18 protein-coding genes are annotated in these 21,342 nt (G+C 47.3%); 10 read left to right on the top strand and 8 right to left on the bottom strand.

The genetic code is table 11. The annotated features are described in order from the left end of the window. Positions 1-48: 48 nt before the first annotated feature. From ACQ31U_RS04910 to ACQ31U_RS04880, 7 genes are all read left to right on the top strand, one after another. Positions 49-978 (top strand): substrate-binding domain-containing protein, encoded by a 930-nt coding sequence (locus tag ACQ31U_RS04910; protein WP_431053968.1) that lies wholly within the window; start codon positions 49-51, stop codon positions 976-978. A 62-nt stretch (positions 979-1,040) separates the two neighbouring features. Then, positions 1,041-2,579 (top strand): sugar ABC transporter ATP-binding protein, encoded by a 1,539-nt coding sequence (locus tag ACQ31U_RS04905; RefSeq protein ID WP_431053967.1) that lies wholly within the window; start codon positions 1,041-1,043, stop codon positions 2,577-2,579. Between the two features lie 27 nt (positions 2,580-2,606). Then, positions 2,607-3,635, top strand: coding sequence for an ABC transporter permease (locus ACQ31U_RS04900; RefSeq protein WP_431053966.1), 1,029 nt, complete (start codon positions 2,607-2,609; stop codon positions 3,633-3,635). 254 nt (positions 3,636-3,889) lie between these two features. Further along, positions 3,890-4,603, top strand: a complete 714-nt coding sequence (locus ACQ31U_RS04895; protein WP_431053965.1) for a helix-turn-helix transcriptional regulator — start codon at positions 3,890-3,892, stop codon at positions 4,601-4,603. Positions 4,604-4,613: 10 nt separating this feature from the next. Continuing rightward, positions 4,614-5,570, top strand: coding sequence for a sugar phosphate isomerase/epimerase family protein (locus ACQ31U_RS04890; RefSeq protein WP_431053964.1), 957 nt, complete (start codon positions 4,614-4,616; stop codon positions 5,568-5,570). Positions 5,571-5,579: 9 nt separating this feature from the next. After that, positions 5,580-5,966, top strand: coding sequence for a RidA family protein (locus ACQ31U_RS04885; RefSeq protein ID WP_431053963.1), 387 nt, complete (start codon positions 5,580-5,582; stop codon positions 5,964-5,966). 2 nt (positions 5,967-5,968) lie between these two features. After that, entirely contained in the window at positions 5,969-7,219 is a 1,251-nt protein-coding gene (locus tag ACQ31U_RS04880; protein ID WP_431053962.1) for an MFS transporter, read from the top strand. A gap of 64 nt (positions 7,220-7,283) precedes the next feature. On the opposite strand, the gene ACQ31U_RS04875 is transcribed toward ACQ31U_RS04880, so the two are convergent. The 8 genes from ACQ31U_RS04875 to iolD form a co-directional block, all read right to left on the bottom strand. Next, positions 7,284-8,219, bottom strand: coding sequence for a substrate-binding domain-containing protein (locus ACQ31U_RS04875; RefSeq protein ID WP_431053961.1), 936 nt, complete (start codon positions 8,217-8,219; stop codon positions 7,284-7,286). A 55-nt stretch (positions 8,220-8,274) separates the two neighbouring features. Further along, positions 8,275-9,162, bottom strand: a complete 888-nt coding sequence (locus ACQ31U_RS04870) for a sugar phosphate isomerase/epimerase family protein (protein WP_431053960.1) — start codon at positions 9,160-9,162, stop codon at positions 8,275-8,277. Between the two features lie 24 nt (positions 9,163-9,186). Continuing rightward, positions 9,187-10,350, bottom strand: a complete 1,164-nt coding sequence (locus ACQ31U_RS04865; protein WP_431053959.1) for a Gfo/Idh/MocA family protein — start codon at positions 10,348-10,350, stop codon at positions 9,187-9,189. Positions 10,351-10,361: 11 nt separating this feature from the next. Then, on the bottom strand, positions 10,362-11,282 hold the full coding sequence (locus ACQ31U_RS04860; RefSeq protein WP_431053958.1) for a TIM barrel protein: 921 nt from the start codon (positions 11,280-11,282) through the stop codon (positions 10,362-10,364). Between the two features lie 165 nt (positions 11,283-11,447). Continuing rightward, positions 11,448-12,308 (bottom strand): AraC family transcriptional regulator, encoded by an 861-nt coding sequence (locus ACQ31U_RS04855; RefSeq protein WP_431053957.1) that lies wholly within the window; start codon positions 12,306-12,308, stop codon positions 11,448-11,450. Between the two features lie 91 nt (positions 12,309-12,399). Further along, complete coding sequence (iolG, locus tag ACQ31U_RS04850; protein WP_431053956.1) at positions 12,400-13,410, bottom strand: inositol 2-dehydrogenase; 1,011 nt, start codon at positions 13,408-13,410, stop codon at positions 12,400-12,402. Between the two features lie 2 nt (positions 13,411-13,412). Continuing rightward, on the bottom strand, positions 13,413-14,309 hold the full coding sequence (iolE, locus tag ACQ31U_RS04845) for a myo-inosose-2 dehydratase (protein ID WP_431053955.1): 897 nt from the start codon (positions 14,307-14,309) through the stop codon (positions 13,413-13,415). Positions 14,310-14,360: 51 nt separating this feature from the next. Then, positions 14,361-16,301 (bottom strand): 3D-(3,5/4)-trihydroxycyclohexane-1,2-dione acylhydrolase (decyclizing), encoded by a 1,941-nt coding sequence (iolD, locus tag ACQ31U_RS04840; protein ID WP_431053954.1) that lies wholly within the window; start codon positions 16,299-16,301, stop codon positions 14,361-14,363. A 348-nt stretch (positions 16,302-16,649) separates the two neighbouring features. Here iolD and ACQ31U_RS04835 point away from each other — a divergent pair, with 348 nt between their 5' ends. The 3 genes from ACQ31U_RS04835 (at position 16,650) to ACQ31U_RS04825 (ending at position 21,297) form a co-directional block, all read left to right on the top strand. Next, positions 16,650-18,584 carry a bifunctional 5-dehydro-2-deoxygluconokinase/5-dehydro-2-deoxyphosphogluconate aldolase gene (locus tag ACQ31U_RS04835; RefSeq protein WP_431053953.1) on the top strand — a complete coding sequence of 645 codons (1,935 nt, stop codon included), beginning with the start codon at positions 16,650-16,652 and terminating at the stop codon, positions 18,582-18,584. 119 nt (positions 18,585-18,703) lie between these two features. After that, positions 18,704-20,575, top strand: a complete 1,872-nt coding sequence (locus tag ACQ31U_RS04830) for a DUF294 nucleotidyltransferase-like domain-containing protein (RefSeq protein WP_431053952.1) — start codon at positions 18,704-18,706, stop codon at positions 20,573-20,575. Beyond that, the gene (locus ACQ31U_RS04825; protein WP_431053951.1) at positions 20,572-21,297 is read left to right on the top strand and encodes a 3'-5' exonuclease; all 726 of its coding nucleotides are present in this window, start codon (positions 20,572-20,574) and stop codon (positions 21,295-21,297) included. The genes ACQ31U_RS04830 and ACQ31U_RS04825 overlap by 4 nt, the downstream gene beginning before the upstream one ends. Positions 21,298-21,342: the final 45 nt, after the last annotated feature.

Here is a 21,342-nt window from a genome sequence, read left to right as displayed (position 1 = left end):
GTTTTTTCTAATCGTATGATGCCACATACCATATCATGAGGTGAATCTATGAAAAAAAGCAGCAAATTAGCCCTTTCTTTATTAACGCTGGGTCTGGCGTTTAATGTCGCCGCGAAAGACGAATTGGTGGTTTTCAGCTTGCCAAACTTGTCCAGCCCGTTTGAAGTGCAATTGTCCAAATCCGCGCTGAATACCGCGAAAGAATTACAAGTCAACCTGCAAGTTTTGGACGGGCAAAGCAGCTCGACCAAACAAGCCGCCGATTTGGAAAATGCCATTACCAAAGGTGCAAAAGGCATCATTATTGCGCCGAACGATGTGAATGCGATTGCCGCCGCAGTGGAAGAAATTATTGATGAAAAAATCCCGGCTGCAACCTTGGATCGTAAAGTGCAAAGCAGTGAGCCGATTGCGCACTTCGGTGCCAATAACTACACCGGCGGACAAGAGATCGCCAATGTGGTCAAAGGCAAATTCCCTGACGGGGCAAATATCATTCTGTTAAGCGGGCAACCGGGTTCAAGCTCCAATATCGAGCGCATGAACGGCATTCGTGATGGTTTGAAAGAAGCAAAATATACTATTTTGGTCGATCAAACCGGCAACTGGTTGCGTTCCGAAGGCTTACGCATTATCGAAAGCGTGCTGCCGACCTTGAAACAAAAACCGGATGTGATTGTCTCCGCCAATGACGATATGGCATTGGGCGCAATCGAAGCCTTGCACGGTTTGGGTTATAAAGCGGGCGATATCGTAGTGACGGGCTTTGATGCCGGTCCGGAAGCGTTGTCCCGCATTAAAGAAGGCTGGTTATATGCCACTGCCGATCAACGCCCGAGCTATGCGGTCAAAACCGCACTTGAACAAGTCGTGTCTAAAGCGCGCGGCGAAGGCGAGGTTCAGGGACTGGATTTCGCACCGACAATTATTACCCAAAGTAATTTAAACGAGGCGGAACGCATCGGCGAAGTCAAATAATTTAACATTCAATTTTCGACCTTTATAGCAAACGATATAAAGGTCGAATCTGTGAGGTTTGTATGTCAGTCCCTTTATTAAAAGTCCAAAATCTGAGCAAAAGTTTTTCCGGCGTGATGGCATTAAACGGTGTGCAATTAACGGTTGCCGCCGGCGAAGTGCACGCCCTGTTAGGGGAAAACGGCGCCGGCAAATCGACCTTGCTGAAAGCCTTGTCCGGTGCGCAGCCGCAGACCAGCGGCGAGATTATTTTTAATGATAAACCCTTGGATATCAATGATACGCCACATGCCAGACAATTACAGGGTATCGTCACCATTTATCAAGAATTTAATTTGCTGCCGAATATGACGGTGGCGGAAAACTTCTTTCTCGGCCGAGAACCGCTCCGCAACGGTATCTTTGTTGACCGCAAAAATCTCGAGCAAGAAGCTAAAATGGTATTGGATAATCTGAACCTGAATATTTCACCGAATGCGCAAGTGGCGCAGTTGAGTGTGGCAAAACAGCAAATGGTGGAGATTGCCCGAGCGCTGACGCTGAATGCCAAATTAATCATTATGGATGAACCGTCGGCGGCATTGAGCGATAAAGAAGTGGAAACCCTGCACCAAATCGTACGCGATTTGAAAGCGCGCGGCGTGAGCATTATCTATGTGACCCACCGTTTAAACGAAGTGTTTGCCCTTTGTGACCGATTTACGGTTTTCCAAGATGGTCGCTATACCGGCGAAGGCAATGTTGCCGAAACCAATGTCGATGAAATTATTCGCATGATGGTGGGGCGGAATGTGATTTTCAACCGCCGTCCGTCAAGCGAAACTCAACACAAAGACAAACCGGTGGTGCTGTCCGTTCGCCATCTGAAAAAAGAGAAACCGCAAATGGATCCGCACGGTATCGCATTGCACGATGTGAGTTTTGATATCCACCAAGGTGAAGTGTTGGGGATTGCCGGGCTGGTTGGTGCAGGGCGGACGGAAATTGCCCGTTGCCTGTTTGGTGCCGATCACTATCAATCGGGTGAAATCACCCTCAACGGCGCACCGTACCATGCCAATTCGCCGCTAGAGGCTTTGGATCAGGGGATTGCGCTGGTGCCGGAAGACCGCAAAAAAGAAGGGCTGGTGCTGGGTCTGCCGATCCGAACCAACATGACGCTTTCCAATCTGAAAAACCTGCTGACGATGAAATGGTTTGTCAATGAAAGCAGCGAAACGGATCTGATCGAGGCATATCGTCAGGCACTCAGAATAAAAATGGCCAGTTCATCGTTAGAAGCGCGCAAACTGTCCGGTGGAAATCAGCAAAAAATCATTCTTGCCCGCTGTATGTCATTAAATCCAAAAGTATTAATCGTTGACGAACCGACGCGCGGCATTGATGTCGGCGCAAAATCCGAAGTGCACCAAGTGCTGTTTGATATGGCCAAAAAAGGGGTTGCCGTGTTGGTAATTTCTTCCGATTTACCGGAAATTATGGCGATTTCAGACCGTATTATCACACTTTCGGAAGGAAAAGTGACCGGTGAAATTCACGGCGACGACGCAACCGAAGAAAAATTAATGTCAATGATGGCGATCGGTGTAAACCGGCATTAATCAGCCTTGTAAGATAAGGAAATTATTATGTTTGAGAATATGCTAAAAAATTTAGGGATTGTGGACGAAAACGGTAAAAAAGACCCGATTGCGTTTTTTGAGCGTTTTGGCGTGTTGGTATTTTTGGTTTTTCTGATTATCTTTTTCCAATTCCAAAACAGTGCGTTTTTATCCGAGCGCAACATTTTTAATATTTTGACCGAAGTCTCGATTTTCGGGATTATGGCGGTCGGTATGACCTTCGTGATTTTAACCGCCGGGATTGACCTTTCCGTCGGCTCGGTGTTGGCGGTGTGTGCCATTTTCGCCGCCCACGTGATTAAAGGTGATAACACCGTCACGGTCGAACCCGGCGCATGGGGCGGCATGAGTTGGCTTATCGGTTTAGGTATCTGTTTGGCAATGGGAACGTTCATCGGCTGGTTACACGGTTTGGGCGTCACCAAACTGAAAATCCCGCCGTTTATCGTCACCCTGGGCGGCATGACGATTTGGCGCGGTTTAACACTGGTGATTAATGACGGTGCGCCGATTGCCGGTTTCGATCAAGGTTATCGTTGGTGGGGGCGCGGCGATCTGCTCGGCATACCGGTTCCGGTGGTGATCTTTGCGATTGTCGCCATCCTAGGTTATATCGCCTTGCATAAAACCCGTTGGGGGCGCTATGTCTATGCCGTCGGCGGCAATCCGGAAGCGGCGCGCCTCGCCGGGGTGAATATCAACCGCACTTTGGTCAGTGTCTATGTCGTCATCGGCGCATTGGCGGGACTTGCCGGTTTTATCCTGAGCGCCCGTCTGGGCAGTGCCGAATCGGTCGCCGGGGTTGCGTTTGAATTACGGGTCATTGCCTCGGTCGTTATCGGCGGCACTTCCTTGATGGGCGGCTATGGCCGTATCACCGGCACCATCTTCGGCTCGATTATCATGGGCGTGTTGATCAACGGCTTGGTTCTGATGGACGTCTCCGCCTACTATCAACAGATCATCATGGGCGCAATTATTATCCTCGCGGTTTCGTTTGATACTTATGCGAAAAGCCGGAGAGGGGCAGTTTAGTTACTCTGAATTTAATATTCTAAAGCGTTAGCAAAGCCGAATCGGGACAAAGACTTCCACTCGGCTTTTCTTATTTTATTTTTTCTTACCGCCGTTTAACAATCCCACCATAGTTTTCCGCTTATCCCCACTGTCTCTATACAACTATTCTTCGATCGTGATCACACAATCAATTAAAGTTGATTGTAAAAAGCCACAAAATCAATTTTAATTGATTATACGGATTTTTAATAAAAAATATTTGAGTAAATAACATGGTAAAACTAAATCAAACGCGGGATTTTCCAACGTTAACCTATCCTTTAACACTGGTTGATAAACAGATTTTGCGTTCGCAGGAACCGGTTTTGACAATGCTAAAAAACCTATTGGGCAATGATTGCGAAGTGGTATTGCACTCGTTAGCTGATTTGCAATGCTCGGTAGTCAAGATAGTGAATTCTCATTTGACCGATAGGGCAGTGGGCGCGCCGATCACCAGCACGGCCTTAAATATGCTGAAACAGATGACGGAAGAAAAGACATTTGTAACCGATGCCTATTTTACCCATGCGAAAAACGGACAAAAAATGCGTTCCATCACTCAAGCCGTACTGGGTGAAAACGATCGCATTATCGGGTTGCTCTGTGTCAATTTAAGCCTTGATACCCCATTACACGATTTCATGTCTTTTTTGTTGAGTACGAATACGGCTCAAGTGCAATCGGCGGCAGTCAATGAAATTAAAAACGGGGAACTGTTTGCAGAGAATATCGACGATTTATTTAATCAGACGGTTGAGAAAGTCATCAGCAGAATCAGTCATGATCCGACTATCGGCGTAAATAATAAAAATAAACTGATTATCGCCGAGCTTTACCAACAAGGGCTGTTCGAATTGAAGGGGGCGACCAAAGCCATTGCCAATTTATTGGGAATTTCAACCCACACCGTATATTTACACTTACGCAATTGTTCCGGCGCATAGGGAGTCAGCAATGAAATTCGGATTGGAAACAGAGTCTTGCCATCTTCTTTTTCAACATCGGCAAATGGACGTATTTTCTTTTATTCAAAAAACATGGGAACTGGGGTTGAGCGGCGTCGAATTGAATATTATTCCTGACTTGAATCTCCACCCGCAATTCGGCGTGCTCGACGGTGATCAAAAAACCTATTTGCACCGTGTAAGGGAAACGATTGAAAAATATAATCTTTATTGCGAAATAGACACCCGGTTTTGTGATACGGAAAGTTTAACGCCGGCATTGAAAATTGCCAATGAGCTGGGCGCCGACGTAGTGCGAACCTATGTCAGCAGAGGCAAGTTTAATCCGGAACGCATGGCAAAAGCCCCGGCCCAATTGAAAGCGATCGTACCGTTGCTCCAGAAATACCGCATTAAATTGGCATTGGAAAATCACGAACACGAAACATCACAAGAAATTATCCACATTATCGAAGCGGTAAACAGTCAATGGGTCGGCGCACATTGCGACATCGGTAATTCCATGATGGCGTGGGAAGATCCGGTCGAAGCGGTGAAAACACTGGCGCCTTATACCTATTCCACCCATTTTAAAGATCATATCGTGGTGATGCATGATGATACTCCCGTTGTGTGCGGTGTGCCTATCGGTCAGGGAAACATTGATATTGATCAATGCTTTAAAATTTTACTGGAGGATTCGCCGGTTACACATATCAATATCGAAAATTGCTATCCCTATTGCGCCCGTTTTGCACGCCCGAAAGGTACGGGAGGCGTGGATACTTTTAGCGGCGCTTTTCAAATCAAACCGCCTCCTTTCGCAGAGAGTTTAATCAAACCGTTAGATTACTATTATCCCCATCAGATTTCTGCACAAGCGCTGGCGATTCTTACACAAGCACAATTGGACGGGCTGAAAATCTCAATTGATGCCCTACATCACTTAAAACAAAAATATTGTTAAGGAGAAATAATGAAACAGATTATCCATACCGCACTTGCGCCACCGGCGATCGGACCTTATGTACAAGCCGTCAGGGTTAAGGACTGGCTTTATATCTCGGGTTGCATACCGATTGCGGCCGACACCGGCAACATGGTTGTCGGTGCTATCGAAGAACAGACCCGTCAAGCGCTAAAAAATCTGGAGGCTATTTTAACGGCAGCCGGCGGTTGTAAAAAAGATATTGTGAAAACAACCTGTTTTTTGACAGACCTTGAGCAGTTTAATTCGTTTAATCGGATCTATTCGGATTACTTTGGGAATGCGTATCCTGCCCGCTCCTGTATTGAGGTTTCGCGTTTGCCTAAAGACGCACTCGTCGAAATAGAAGCGGTCGCCTATCTCGGAGGAGTGTAATTATGGACAGAACAACAGGATTATTTACGAACAAATGGGTGCAATTGGGTTTTTTGGTGCTCGGCGGCGGTACTATTTATAAACTATCCAGTATCAAAGATGTTTTTTATGTGCCGATGCAACAAGATTGGGGGCTGAGCAATACCGAAATCGGCTTAGGTTTCACGTTTTATGCCATTGTACAAACACTCGGCTATTTTTTCTCAATGTATCTCGCCGATCGTTTTTCGAAAAAATATTTGCTACCGGCAGGGCTGTTGGGGGTTGCCGCTTGCGGACTTTACTTATCCACCCTTCCTTCGTTTACCGGTTACGTTTTTGCGTTTGCCGGACTGGCTTTTTTCGGAGAAGTGGTCTATTGGCCGGTGCTGCTCAAAGCGGTACGCTTACTCGGCACAAAAGAGGAACAGGGCAGATTATTCGGCTTTTTAGAAGCCGGACGCGGCATTGTCGATGTGATTGTCGCTTTCGGCGCACTGGGTATCTTTGTCTTGTTCGGTGAAGGCAAAGCCGGCATGCAAGCGGGTATTCTCTACTATGCATTAATAACCGCACTTGTCGGCGTAGTAACTTATTTCTTGGTCGGCGACGAAGATCACATTAAAGTCACCGCGAGAGACAAATCAGCCAATGCGAAAGTTTTCAGCGGTATTCTTTATGTGATTAAAGATATCAATACTTGGTTGGCCGCATTTGTCATTTTCTTTGTGTACTCGTCCTATACCGGTCTGACTTATTTTATCCCGTTCTTAAAAGATATTTACGGTTTGCCGGTCGCATTAGTCGGCGCGTACGGTATCATCAATCAATACGGTTTAAAAATGATTGGCGGGCCGGTCGGCGGCTTTTTATCGGATAAAGTATTCCGCTCGCCGTTAAGATATTTACAAACTGCATTTATCGTGGCTTTTGTCAGTATGATCCTTTTTATTCAATTACCGCACGAATCGATGAGTGTTTATCTCGGTATGACGGCAACATTAGGCTTCGGTGCGATTATTTTTACGCAAAGAGCGGTGTTTTTTGCTCCGATGGAAGAGATTGGCGTGCCAAGGGAATATGCCGGTTCTTCGATGGCATTAGGTTGTTTAATCGGTTATATGCCGTCAATGTTCGGTTATACGCTATACGGCTATATGCTTGATAATTATCCCGGCATTACCGGCTACAATAATGTTTTTTATATTATGTCCGCTTTCAGTTTACTTGGATTCGGTTGTGCGACGATTTTGATCCGCCGTATGCGCAAGTAGTGTTATCACTCGGCACCGCACTTTTCATCTCCTCATAAGTGCGGTGCCGGTTAAGATATATACTTTAATCTTTTAATTCGGTGATACGTTCTGCTTCTCTAACATTCTCTTTCTTAATGATCAACGGCGCAAAATCCAGCCCTTCTATTGCTTTCCCCTCACGCAAGTTATCCGCAATTTGGCTTAACGCGGTGCTGACGGCATAGCTCGGGCGTTGGTCGGCGGTCACATAGAGCCAATCATCTTGAATACGGGACAAGGCTTCCGGCCCGGCGTCAAAACCGGTAACCATAATGTCACCGGCTTTATAGCCCAGCGCTCTCAATGCCTCGATCGCCCCCATCGCCATATCGTCATTGGCGGACAGAATCACGTCGGGTTTTTGCTTCAAGGTCGGCAGCACGCTTTCGATAATACGTAGCCCTTCGGAACGCAACCAATTACCGCTTTGGTCGACAATGATTTTGTATTGCGTGCCATATGATTTCAGTTCATCACGAATCCCTTGTGTCCGTTCAATATTCGAGGTTGAACCCGGCTGCCCGGTTAATAAAATAATATTTGCCCCGTCCGGAAATTTCGCTTTTAACTCTTGTGCGATTTTTTGTCCGCCCAAGTAGTTATTGGCACCGAAATGCGGAATATTTTTTTCGCTGATCACTTTGCGATCGACCGTCGCGACGACGACGCCGGCATTGATCGCATCTTCCACTGCCGCCGCAATCGCATTCACATCATTCGGCGCGATCAAAATGGCTTTGGCGCCTTTGGTGATAGAATTATCAACATCCGATGTTTGTTTGGTCGAACTGTCTTGCCCGTCCAGCACTTGCACTTTCAGATCAAGCGCTTTACCGGCTTCGGCAGCGGCTTGACTCATTTTTATTTGAAACGGGCTATACAGGCTGGGAGAGCTGAAAGCGACCACTTCGTTTTTTGCAAACGCATTCAGTGCCAATCCGGCAGATAACAGTAAAACAAGTTGGTTGATCTTTCTCATATGAAACTCCTTAAACAGGTTTTAAGTCGATTTGATAATGCCATTGCATGATTAATCATGAGGTTAATAATTCTTTTTCCAGTCGTTCTCTGGCTTTAGGCGCCTCCACCGCCATTTTTTCCGGAAAACCGAACATAGAAACGCAAGCAATCGATTCGCCGCCGACGGCAAAAGTGCGGTCGGCAAAATTCATTTTTCTCAGGCTTTCAAAAATACCGTCGAAATCAACTTCCCCCTCTCCAAGCGGTAAGTGCTGGTGAATGGTGGAACAACAACCCGGCGGATTCATGATGTAACGGCAATCAATGGTATGGTTATGCGTATCGGCGAATAAAATATGTGATAAATCCGTACCGGCATATTCCAACATGGCACGCACATCGCCTTTTCCTTTGTCATAAAAGAAGCCGTGCGGTGCGGAATAAACATATTTAAGGTGCTCGGAACGGTAGGATTTCACCATATCAACCGTTTCATTATTGAATTCGCAAAAGTCATAAGGGTGCGACTGAATCTCGCAACGGATACCATATTTTTCAAACAGCGGCATTAATTCATCCAATGAGCGGAATAACATACCGTTACAGATTTCAGGCTGGTGCGGATCGCCGGATAATTCGGTGTTGATCACCCTCACATTCATACTGTCGGCAATTTCGATCATACGTTTCCAATTTGCAACGGCATGCCGGCGCTGCTCTTCCGTCGGGCCCGACCAGCGGTAAACCACGATAAATGACGAGATTTCCACACCGGTCCGCTGAAGTGCGGTGCGGTATTCTTGTTCGCATTCTTTGGAAAACAACGGATGTTTATAAAACGGATTGATTCTCGGGTGTGGCGATTGCTCAATATATTTATAGCCCCAATCCGCAACTTGGTGAACCATATCACTGATTCCCATTTGTTTCGCCAACACATCAACATCAAATGCAATTTTCATAAGATAGCCTCTCTTTGTTGTAATTTATTGATAATCGACCCAAACCGCGCCCAGGTCTGCGGATTTCACACAATTTTCCACCCAGCGCACGCCTTCGACACCGGCAGAGATGTCCGGATACCAAAAGTCGAACCGCCGCCCTTCGTTTTTACATATAATCGCTTCGGCAAAGCGGGCATAGAGATTTGACCAGGCTTCGAACAGCCCTTCAGGGTGTCCGCCGCCAATCCGATCTTCTTTCAAGGCACTGTCATGCAGATAGCCCATGCCTCTTTCCAAAATTCTGACCGGTTCGCCTTGAATTTCTAAACGTAGCTGATTAGGCTGCTCGTCCCACCATTCGAGACTGGCTTTTTCGCCGATAACCCGGATCCGTTGCCCGTGCATTGAACCGGCGTTGACACAGCTCGACCAAACGCTGCCGACGGCTCCCGTGTCATACTCCATTAAGGTCAACGCATTGTCTTCCAATGGGGCGCGGCTTTGCACAAAACTTTGCCGTGAACACAGCAAGCGTTTAATGCGTAAGTGCGGTAGCAACACTTCGGCAATAAACAACGGGTGCGTGCCCAAATCGCCCAGCACATAACTCGGGCCTGCCATTTTCGGATCAACCCGCCATTTTGTGCTTTCAGCCTCTTTTTCAACGGCAACATTATGAAATCCGTGCGCGAATTCCATTTTTACAATCCGAATCTCGCCCAAAACACCCTCAGCGATAAGACGGCGCCCCTCCTCAATCACTTGATGACCGGCATAACCGTAAGTGATAGCGACTATTTTTTGCTGCTTTGCGGCAAGCGCCGCCAGCTCTTCCGCTTGTTTAACCGTGAAGCACAGCGGTTTTTCGCAAATAACGTGCAAGTTGGCTAATAATGCGGCTTTGCAAATGTCATAATGCGTGCCGTTGGGGGTGGCGATTGAGACGGCTTCTATACCGTCCGCCCGTTGCGCTTCTTGGTTAAACATCGTTTGGTAATCCGGATAGCAGCGTTCGGCGGTAACGTGCAGTTGCTGTCCGAATGCTTTTCCTCTTGCAAAATCCAGATCGAAAGCGCCGGCAACCAATTCAAAGCAAAAATCCCGTAACGCTGCCGAACGGTGTATATAGCCGATTTGACTGCCGTGACCGCCGCCGACCATTGCCCAGCGGATAGGTCTTGCCACACGTTTTTCTCCGTAAATCATCTTTTGCTCCTTTAAAATCCAATGTGTTTCAAATAATCGCGACTGATTTTGACATCGTTTAAACTCGAACCTGAATTTCGCGGATCCCGCTCTTGTTCTACCGTGATATAACCTTGATAATTCAGCGTTTTTAAAAGATGATAGATCTCCGGATAAGCAAGCGTGCCTTCCCCGATTCGGCACATTACGCCTTTTGCACAGGCTTCAAAGAAACGGATTTTTTCGTTCATCACCTTTTGATAGACGGACAAATCAATATCTTTGAAGTGTAGGTAATCAACAAACGGCCAATATTTTTTTAATGCCGCCGGCGGCTCTATTTTCGAATAGTAAAGATGGCCGGTGTCTAAACATAATCCGGCTAAATCATAAGGAATATCGCGCACCACATTGTCAATTTCATCTGCAAACTCAATATATCCGCCGGCATGCGGGTGGATAACCGCCCTTATGCCGTAGCTTTGCGCAATAGCAGCCAGTTTTTTGATATGGGACATCATCTGCTGCCACTGTATCGGCGATAAGCGCGGGGCGGTATCGGGATGACCGGCGGCATAATCGCGTTCATCGTGTCCCCAGTCGATAAGCACTAAATAGGGCGTAGCAAATTTTTGATCCGGCTCAGGCGCTACTTGCGGCAGTTTTGTTATTAATTGGCAAATGTTATGCGCTTGCCGCTCCAAAGCGGCTTGATTTTCAATTGAAACCAGATCATCGAAAATAGTGCCGGCAACAATAAACAGATCGTTTTTGGCGAGTTCATCGGATACTTGTTGAACATCAATCGGTAAATAGCCGTAAGGCCCTAGCTCAATGCCTTTGTAACCGGCTTGGGAGGCTTCGTGTAATACTTGAGTCCAGTGCGGTAAATAAGGATTTTTGGGATCATCCACCCCCCAACAACAAGGGGCGGTGCAAATTTTTATACTCATACTTCACTCCTTTTGGTTAAGTTGTGAGTGAAGTATATAAATTATTTTGGTCGGAAAAGTTTAACATCTTGCTTTTTCATCACCGCAAAACGTTAATATTATGTTAAGAATGTCACGTTTTAGTTATGTCATCTTCATTATCTTGCGCTGCCCGTCGAAATAAGACTATTTTTTCCGTCCAATCCAGTAAGTGCGGTAGGCGGTAGGTGAAATTCCCGTCATTTTGGTAAAAATGGTACTGAAATAGTTGATATTGTCATAGCCGACCAACGTGGAAATTTGGGTTATGCTATAACCGGTATTGATCAATAACGATTGCGCCTCACCTATTCTACGCCGCAGCATATATTGGATCAGTGAGAAACCGCTGCCCTGTTTAAATAAATGGGAAAGATAATAAGGGCTGACATTAAATTGTCGGGCAATCGAAGATAATGAAATATTCTCCCAATAATGGCTGTCAATATAGCGTTTAACCTGATGAATCAACATCAATTCATTATTTTTATTGGCTTGTATATTGCGACGGGGAATGTTTGAAATGATGGTGATCAGTGACGCCAGTAAATAACGGCAAGTTTCAGTGGCCGTATTGGGATTTTGTCTGATTTGTGAGTCCATAATACCTAAAATCGCATTGATATCCTCTGCATAATCGCCCGCAGGCAGCACTGCCGGATAATCCAGCTCAAGCAAATGGTTTATTTTTTTGCCTTTTATTTTTAAATTATTAATTCCGCAACAATATACGGTCATATCGCTACCGATTTCCGCCACTTCGTCATGCAACACATCTTGGTTAAAAATTAAGATATCGCCGGCTTGGGTTTGATATTTTTCATTGCCGATTAAATGATTCCCTTTGCCTTTCACAATAAACACTATTTCTAAACGATCATTATGTTTGTGTAATAGCCGGGGAAAATAGTCTTTCATCGTTTCGGTATTACATAAATAAAGCAGTTGCGGTAAACAATTATTTTCAAAAATAGAGTGCTTGTTTTCTTTAACAAAATATTGCAACATTGCCTCCTCCTCACGCTCCAGATTCGATTGACCTTAAACAAAAAAGGCACAAAAGTGCCTTTTAACGATCAGATAACATTCATTTTATTGTTTAGCTAATCTCACTAATCTTAACCGGTCTGCCTTCTTCCATGGATTTTTTCGCGGCTAAGGCGATAAGTACCGGTTGCAATCCGTCGTCGCCATTGACAACGGTCGGTTTGTCATTCACCACCGAATCGACGAAGCAGGAGATTTCATCGGCGAAGGATTGCATATAGCGTTCGAGGAAGAAATATTTCGGTTTTTCCGCTACCACGCCGTTTTCACCGGAGAAAACCGCACTTGAGCCGGTGTCGTTGCTGATTTGGATTGCGCCTTTCGAGCCGAACACTTCGGCACGTTGATCGTAGCCGTAAACCGCTTTGCGGCTGTTGTCGATCACGCCGATGGCGCCGTTTGCCAGTTTCAAGGTGATGACGGCGGTATCGATATCGCCCGCTTTGCCGATTTCCGGGTTGACCAACACGCTGCCGACCGCGAACACTTCGGTGACATTGCTGCCCGACAGATAGCGGATCATGTCGAAATCGTGAATCGTCATATCAAAGAACATCCCGCCGGAGACTTTAACGTATTCGATTGGCGGTGCGTCAGGGTCGCGCGAGGTCACCTTGATGATGTGCGGTTCGCCGATGTCACCGGCAACCACGCGATCTTTAATCGCTTTAAAGTTGTGATCAAAACGGCGGTTGAAGCCGACTTGGAATTTCACGCCGGCTTTTTCCACTTCCGCCAGCACTTGCTTGATTCTGCCGACATCGGCGTCAATCGGTTTTTCACAGAAAATGTGTTTGCCCGCTTGTGCCGCTTCGATTGAAATCGGAGCGTGGGTGTTGGTGGAGGAGCAGACCAACACCGCATCAATTTCCGGATCTTGCAAGATTTGTTTGTAGTCGTCATAGACATGCGCAATGCCCATCGATTGCGCCCAGCTTTGCAGCTCATCAGTCACTTTAATATCGGAAATCGCTTTGATTTCCGCGCCTTTGACGTATTTGCTGATACTTTCCGAATGCACGCGCCCGATACGGCCTGCGCCGATAATACCTACTTTAATCATAATCAAACTCCTGCTACGTCTTTAATGTATTTACGGCCTTTTAAGGCGTATTCAAATGGGTTTGCCAATGCCGGATCTTGTTCGGCTTCCACCACCATCCAACCTTGGTAACCGTGTTTTTCTAAAATTTCAAAAATCGGTTTGAAGTCAATCACGCCGTCGCCCGGTACGGTAAACGTCCCTTTTTTCACCCCTTCGAGGAAACTTAAATCGTTGGCTTTGACTTCGGCAACCACTTCATCACGCACGTCTTTCAGGTGAACGTGGACAATGCGGTCGATATATTTTTCCAACACGTCCAACATCGCTTGTTGCGAGCCTTCGGAATAATACAGATGTCCGGAATCGAACAACAGATAGACATCATCATTGGTCACTTCCATATAGCGATCCACCTCGGCAGGCGTTTGGATACCGGTGCCCATATGGTGGTGCAGACAGACTTTCATGTCTTTTTCGGCGGCTAATTTTGCCAGTTCGTTATAGCCTTCCGCCAACAACTGCCATTCGGTATCGCTGAACACGGTTTTTTCTTTGAAAATCGCTTTTTTCTGCCCTTGAATACTGCGGCTTTGCTCGGAACAACCGATCACTTTGGCGCCCATGGCGTGTAGAAAATCGCGGTGTTGGATAAAATCCTTAATCGTTTGCTCTTTTTTACCGTCCACAAAAAAGGTGCTGAACCAGGCGTTACAAATTTGAATGCCGCGCACGTCCAGTTTGTGTTTTAACACTTTGATATCGCGCGGATATTTATTGCCGACTTCGCAGCCTTCGTATCCTGCCAACGCCATTTCGCTGACACACTGCTCGAACGTATTCTCCGCCCCCAGTTCAGGCAAATCATCGTTGGTCCAGCCGATTGGGGCGATACCTAATTTGACATTTTCTGCTTTCATCTTTTTCTCCTTGAGAAGGTTGATTTTAAATTTCAATTTGATTCGTTCCGATTAATAACGGCGCGCACGCTGAATTTGAATCTCCGCATTTTTAAAGGCTTCGCGCACCCGCTCTTTTTCCGAGACTTCCGCCACGCCGACGTGCCACCAACTGCCGTAACCGTGCACCATGGTTTTCGGCAGCACTTTAATATCGATCAGGGTCGATACTTTTTGCAGTTTGGCATCGGCAAGTGCGGTTTGTAACTCTTCTTCCGTTCTGACTTTATAAGTTTTACAGCCGTAAGAGGCGGCATTCATCGCAAAATCGACCGGAATAAACCCGGCGTCGAGTTTGTTGCTGTGCGGATTGCGGAAGCGGAACTCGGTGCAGAAACTGTCCATGCCGTGTCCGATTTGCAGGTTGTTGATACAGCCGTTGGTCATGTTGTCTAACAGAATAATATTGATTTTTTTGTGTTCCTGAATCGAGGTGATCAATTCGGAATGGAGCATTAGGTATGAACCGTCGCCTAGGAAAGCGTACACCTCTTTTTCCGGCTCGGCGATTTTCACCCCCAAGGCGGCATTGACTTCATAGCCCATGCAGGAATAGCCGTATTCCAGATGGTAGGTATTTTCGCCTTTGCTTTGCCAAGTGCGCTGTAAATCGCCCGGTAAGCTGCCGGCGGCGGCAACGATAATATCGTTTTCACCCAAGCTGTGGTTTAAAATGCCCAACACACGGCTTTGGGTCAGCACCGAACCGGTGAGGCGCTGGAATTCTTGATAAACGCTGTCGGTATCCAAGCGGTCATTCACTTCCGGCACAAAATCTTTTCCGCTGTAGGTCACGTGGTAAACCCGATTTAATTCTTGTGCAAATTGTTGTTTGGCTTGCGCGATTTGATCTTGCCATTGGGTTTGATATTGTTCGGCTGCCAGCTTGTGTTGCAGTTGCGACAATGTCGCTTTGGCATCGGCGGTCACTTGCACCCCGTCCAGTTTATACGCATCAAAACGGGCGATATTGATATTTAAAAACTCTACTTCCGGATGTTGGAAAATCCATTTGGACGAGGTGGTGAAATCGGTATAACGTGTGCCGACACCGATAATCAGATCGGCTTCTTTCGCCAATAGATTCGCCGCGAGACAACCGGTTTCGCCTACGCCGCCGACATTTAAAGGATGGCTGGATACCACCGCACTTTTACCGGCTTGGGTTTCGGCAAACGGAATTTGATAGGCTTCGGCAAAGGCTTTTAACTCGGCTGCCGCTTCTGAGTAACGCACGCCGCCGCCACAGATAATCAAGGGTTTTTGCTTGCGTTTAATCAATTCCACCGCTTGCCGCAACATCGGTTCGGTCGGTAAGGTGCGTTCAATGCGGTGGATTCGTTTTTGTAGGAAATAATCAGGGAAGTCGTAGGCTTCGCTTTGCACATCTTGCGGCAGCGCAATCGTCACCGCACCGGTTTCCGCCGGATCGGTCAGCACCCGCATTGCATTAATACACGCCGTCATCAACTGCTCAGGGCGGCTGACCCGATCCCAATATTTACTGACCGCTTTAAAGGCGTCGTTGGTGCTGATACTTAAATTGTAGCTTTGTTCGATTTGTTGCAGCACCGGATCAGGCTGGCGCGTGGCGAATACATCGCCCGGTAATAGCAATAACGGAATGCGGTTAGCGGTCGCCGTTGCGGCGGCGGTGATCATATTGGCCGCGCCCGGCCCGACAGAGGAGGTGCAGGCGTAAATCTGTTTGCGCGCCTTTTGTTTGGCAAAGCCCATTGCTGCGTGCGCCATGCCTTGTTCGTTGCGTCCTTGGTGCACAATCAGCTGTCCGCTGTCTTGTTCCAATGCTTGCCCCAAACCGAGTACATTACCGTGTCCGAAAATACCGAAAATGCCTTTCACAAATTTCGTTACTTTTCCGTCCACTTCAACATATTGATTATCCAAGAATTTTACCAGGGCTTGTGCGACGGTTAATTTTTGTGTTTTCATAGTTTCTCCTGCGTGATCCATTCCGACTATGTGAATACTTCAACTGCGGTTTTCATCATTAACTATCGCTATTCTACTTAAAATAAATTTCAGTTAAACATAAAATGAAATGTAAATTTCATTTTTGCGAGCTGGATCAATTTCTGTGATAAAAAAGCAGAAAAAAATGATTTTTTATACCTCAACCGAGCAAGCGGAAAAACTTTTTTTGGGATCTCGATCTCAAAAAAGAGTAATAGCAATAGCAAAATGAAATATTTATTCTAAAATGAATAGTGTTAAATGTTTTATTTTGATTGCCCGATCCGAAATCGGGAACAGAATCAATGCCAATAGGAGAGCCCCCTTATGTCGAAAGAAACAGTGTTGAAAACAGTAGCAGACAAACCCCTCGATTTAATTTGCTTAGGACGGATTGCGGTGGATCTGTACGGACAGCAAATCGGCGCACGCTTGGAAGATGAAACCACCTTTGCCAAATACCTCGGCGGCTCATCGGGCAATGTGGCGTACGGCACGGCAATTCAAGGGCTGAAATCGTCGATGTTGGCGCGGGTCGGCGATGAACATATGGGGCGTTTTTTACGCCAAGAGCTGGAAAGCGTCGGTGCCGATACCAGCCATTTAATCACCGATAAAGAACGGCTGACCGCACTTGTGATTCTCGGGATTAAAGATAACGAAACCTTTCCGCTGATTTTCTACCGTGATAATTGTGCCGATATGGCGATTAGCGCCGACGATTTCAGCGAAGACTACATTGCCTCGGCGAAAGCCTTGGCGATCACCGGCACGCACCTCTCGCACCCGAAAACCCGCCATGCGGTGCTGACCGCACTTGAGTATGCCGGACGCAACGGCGTGAAGCGCTTGTTGGATATTGATTACCGTCCGGTGTTATGGGGCTTGACCTCGCTCGGCGACGGCGAAACCCGTTTCATTGATTCCAAAGCGGTGACTGAATCGTTGCAAGAAGTGTTGCACAATTTCGATGTGCTGGTCGGCACGGAAGAGGAATTTCATATCGCCGGCGGTTCGACCGATACGTTGACCGCACTTAAGAACGTGCGCAAATGCAGCCAAGCAACTTTGGTGTGCAAGCGCGGCGCATTAGGTTGCTCGGTGTTTGAAGGCGACATTCCCGATGATTTGGACGGCGGCTTAAATGTGTACGGTGTGCGCGTGGCGGTGTTGAACGTGCTGGGCGCAGGCGACGCCTTTATGTCGGGGTTATTGCGCGGCTATATCAACGGCGAAGGCTGGGAGCAGGCGTGCCGTTATGCCAATGCTTGTGGCGCACTGGTGGTTTCCCGTCATGGCTGCGCGCCGGCAATGCCGACCAAAAAAGAGCTGGACGACTATTTATCGCGAGCCGAATCCGTGCCGCGCCCTGATCTCGATGAGGGTTTAAATCATTTGCACCGTGTGACTACGCGCAAAACCGAATGGAATAACCTCTGTATTTTTGCCTTTGATCACCGTAAACAACTGGATGATATGGCACAAAAGTGCGGTGCCGATCCGAAACGGATACCGCACTTGAAAACCTTATTGCTGCAAGCCGCGGAACAAACCGCCAAGGCGGAAGGCGTGGACAACGGGCAATCGGGCATTTTAGCCGACACCACTTACGGACAAGACGCACTGAATGCCATTACCGGTAAACACTGGTGGATTGGCCGCCCGATTGAAAAACCGTCGTCCCGTCCATTGGCATTGGAACACGGTGATTTAGGCAGCCAGTTGATTTCGTGGCCGAAAGAACACGTTGTCAAATGTTTGGTATTCTACCACCCGCATGACAGCGCGGAACTGAAAGCGCAGCAGGATCAAAAACTGTCAGAGGTATACCAAGCCTGTTGCCGCACCGGACACGAACTGCTGCTGGAAATTATCCTGCCGTTGGATATGCCGCAACAAGAGGCGTATTACCAGCAGATTATCGCTCACCTGTATGGATTGGGGATCAAACCGGATTGGTGGAAATTGCCGGGCATGAGTGCCGACGGTTGGGCGGCATTAAGCCGCGTCATCGAGCAAAACGACCACTATTGCCGCGGCATTTTGATTCTCGGTTTGGACGCCCCGGAAGCGGTGTTTGACGACACCTTCAAAGCCGCCGCCAATGCGCCGCTGGTGAAAGGCTTCGCCGTCGGCAGAACCATTTTCGGCGAACCGTCCGCCGAGTGGTTGGCAGGTAAACTCAGCGATCAACAACTGATTGATGAAGTCTCCGCCCGCTATCAACGCTTAATCCGCTTGTGGAAAAAATACCGCACTTGATGGTTTGGACCGTGACGTGAAATAGAAAAAGGCACCTTGAATATTGAATTTAAGGTGCCTTTGCTTTTTACACTGGTTAAAATAAATTTATTTGTTATTTCTCCAGATAAGGAAATGCCGTGGATTCTTCTTTAATTCCGAATATTGAATGGTTTATTGCACAGGTTGATCCGTTTCATCACCTGCCGAAAACGTTGATTAGCCAAATTGCAGCCAATATTGAAATCCGCTATATTCCGCAAGGTGAAGTGATTGCATTTGAGGAACAGGCGGATAAACGTTGTTTATATTTGATTCGGATCGGGGCGGTCGAACAGAAAAAACCGAATGGCGAGCTACGTGCCCGCTTGGAAAGCGGCAGTATTTTCGGATTCAGTATTTTTAACCCGAAAGAAGACGAGCAATATACCGCCTGTGCGATTGAAAACAGCCTGATTTATCAGATTCCCTATGCGCTGTTGAGCGGTATCGTGCAGCAACACCCGCAATATGCCGCTTATTTTGCCAGCGAAGCCGGTGTGCGCCTGCATGAGGCGTCAAAAAGCACTTGGTTGCAAAACCAGGACGGGATTTTTATGAAAAGCGTGGTCGAGGTGGCGAACCGTAAAATTGCAACGGTCGAAGCGTCGGCTACCATCAAGGAAACGGCGGCAAGTATGTGCCGTCAACGGCGCTCGTCAGCGTTGGTTATGCGGCATGGCAAATTGGTCGGGATCGTCAATGATCGCGATATGACCAAAAAAGTGGTGGCGCAGGCATTGGATGTCAATTTGCCGATCAGCCATATTATGACCGCCGACCCACCGACGGTTGCCGCCAGCGAATTGGTGCTGAACGCCATTTCTTTGATGATGCAACATAATCTTCGTAATTTACCGGTGATCGAAAATGAAAAAGTGATCGGCATTCTTACTGCGACGGATTTGGTGCAGAAAAACAGCACCCAGTCTATTTTTATGATTAATCATATTTTCCAAGCCGATAGTTTAGCCTTGTTGGTGGATTTGTCGGCAAAACGGCAAGCGATTTTCGAAGGCTTAATCGAAAGCGGCGTGGATTATCGCAATATTATGCAGGTGATGACCCTGATTGCCGATGCATTTCACCAAAAACTGTTGATGATGGCGGAGCACCGGTTTGGCGCCCCGCCTTGTGCCTATAGTTGGTTCGTTGCCGGTTCACAGGCGCGTTATGAAATCCATCCGCTCTCCGATCAAGATAATGCGATTATCACCGAGCGGGAATTAGAGCCATCCGAGCAAGCCTATTTTTCGCAGCTGGCGACCTTTGTCAACGACGGTTTGGACAAGTGCGGTTATGCGCATTGCTCCGGCGGATATATGGCGTCTAATCCGAAATGGTGCCAATCCCTCACCCGTTGGCAAGCGGATTTCAAACATTGGATTGTGAATCCGGAGTTGGAAGGATTACTAAATGCGTCGGTATTTATGGATCTGCGAGCCATCCATGGTTCAACTGATTTGGCAGAGCGGCTTACCGGTTTTTTTGCCAAGTTAGTGCAGCATAACCGCCGTTTTTTGGCGTTTATGGTGGCAAATACAATTCGGGTCAAACCGCCGTTGAGTATCTTCAGAAACTTTGTGTTGATCAAAGACGGCGAGCATAAAAACAAACTGAATCTGAAAAAACGGGCGATCAGCTTATTGGTCGATTTGGGACGGATTTATGCATTGTCCGCCGGTATCGGGCAGACGAAATCCACCGAGGCGCGGTTTATCGCCTGTTATGAGAACAAGGTGATCAACAAAGAAACCTTGGATGATATTTTAGGCGCCTACCGTTTCGTATGCGAAGTGCGGTTTAAATATCAATTGCAAGCGCTGCGCCGACAGCAGCTGCTGACCAACCATATTGCCCCGGATGAGCTGACTTCGTTCGAACGGAATAATTTAAAAGATGCTTTCCGTTTAATTGCCAAATTGCAGGAAGCGGCAGAATTGCGCTTTTCACAGAAAGGGTTAATCCGATGAGCAGTGTATTGTCGCGTTGGTTGCAACGGTTTGATCCATTGTCGAAGCTGGAAAAACAACGGCGGAAATTAGTGCAGTCAAAGCGTTGCCCGGCGGAGTTATTACCGCTGTTTGATATGCCTTACCCGGAATTGGCGGCGGATCTGACCCGGCTGAATTATCTGGCGATTGATTTTGAAACCAGCGGTTTGAACCCGATGATCGATCATATTTTGAGTGCGGCGGCGGTGCCGATTGATTGTTTAACCTTGAAGCTGTCAGGCTCATGGCACCAGTTTGTTGCCGATCAGATCGTTAAACAGGATACCGCGGTGATTAACCACATTGTGCCGCAAATGTTACAAAGCGCGGTCGCCTTGGAGCAAGTGATGTCCACCCTGTTCACTTTAATGCGCGGCAGAATCGTGATTGCTCACGGTTCGAGCATTGAACGGCGTTTTATCAATCACTATCTGGCAATGCATTACAAAATGCCGTTTTTCCCGCTACTTTGGTTGGATACCTTGAAAATCGAGCGCTCGTTTGTTAGTACGCAAGCCCAGGCGATTAACCCTCATTATCAATTGACGACGGTGCGCCGGCATTACCACTTGCCGGAATATGTAGCGCATAACGCCTTAAGCGACGCAATTGCCGCCGGCGAGTTGTTTTTGGCACAGCTGATTCGTCTGTTCGGTTCCCAACCGAAAACGTTAGGAGTGGTGTATAAACGTTCACAATAGCGCAGTTGGCTAAAAATAAACCCCGTGTGTGGCATGATCTGACCC

It is taken from the genome of Testudinibacter sp. TW-1, from assembly GCF_050613185.1.
Classification (GTDB): domain Bacteria; phylum Pseudomonadota; class Gammaproteobacteria; order Enterobacterales; family Pasteurellaceae; genus Chelonobacter.
Note: the sequence above shows the minus strand (reverse complement) of the source record. Positions and strands in the feature narration are given on the sequence as shown.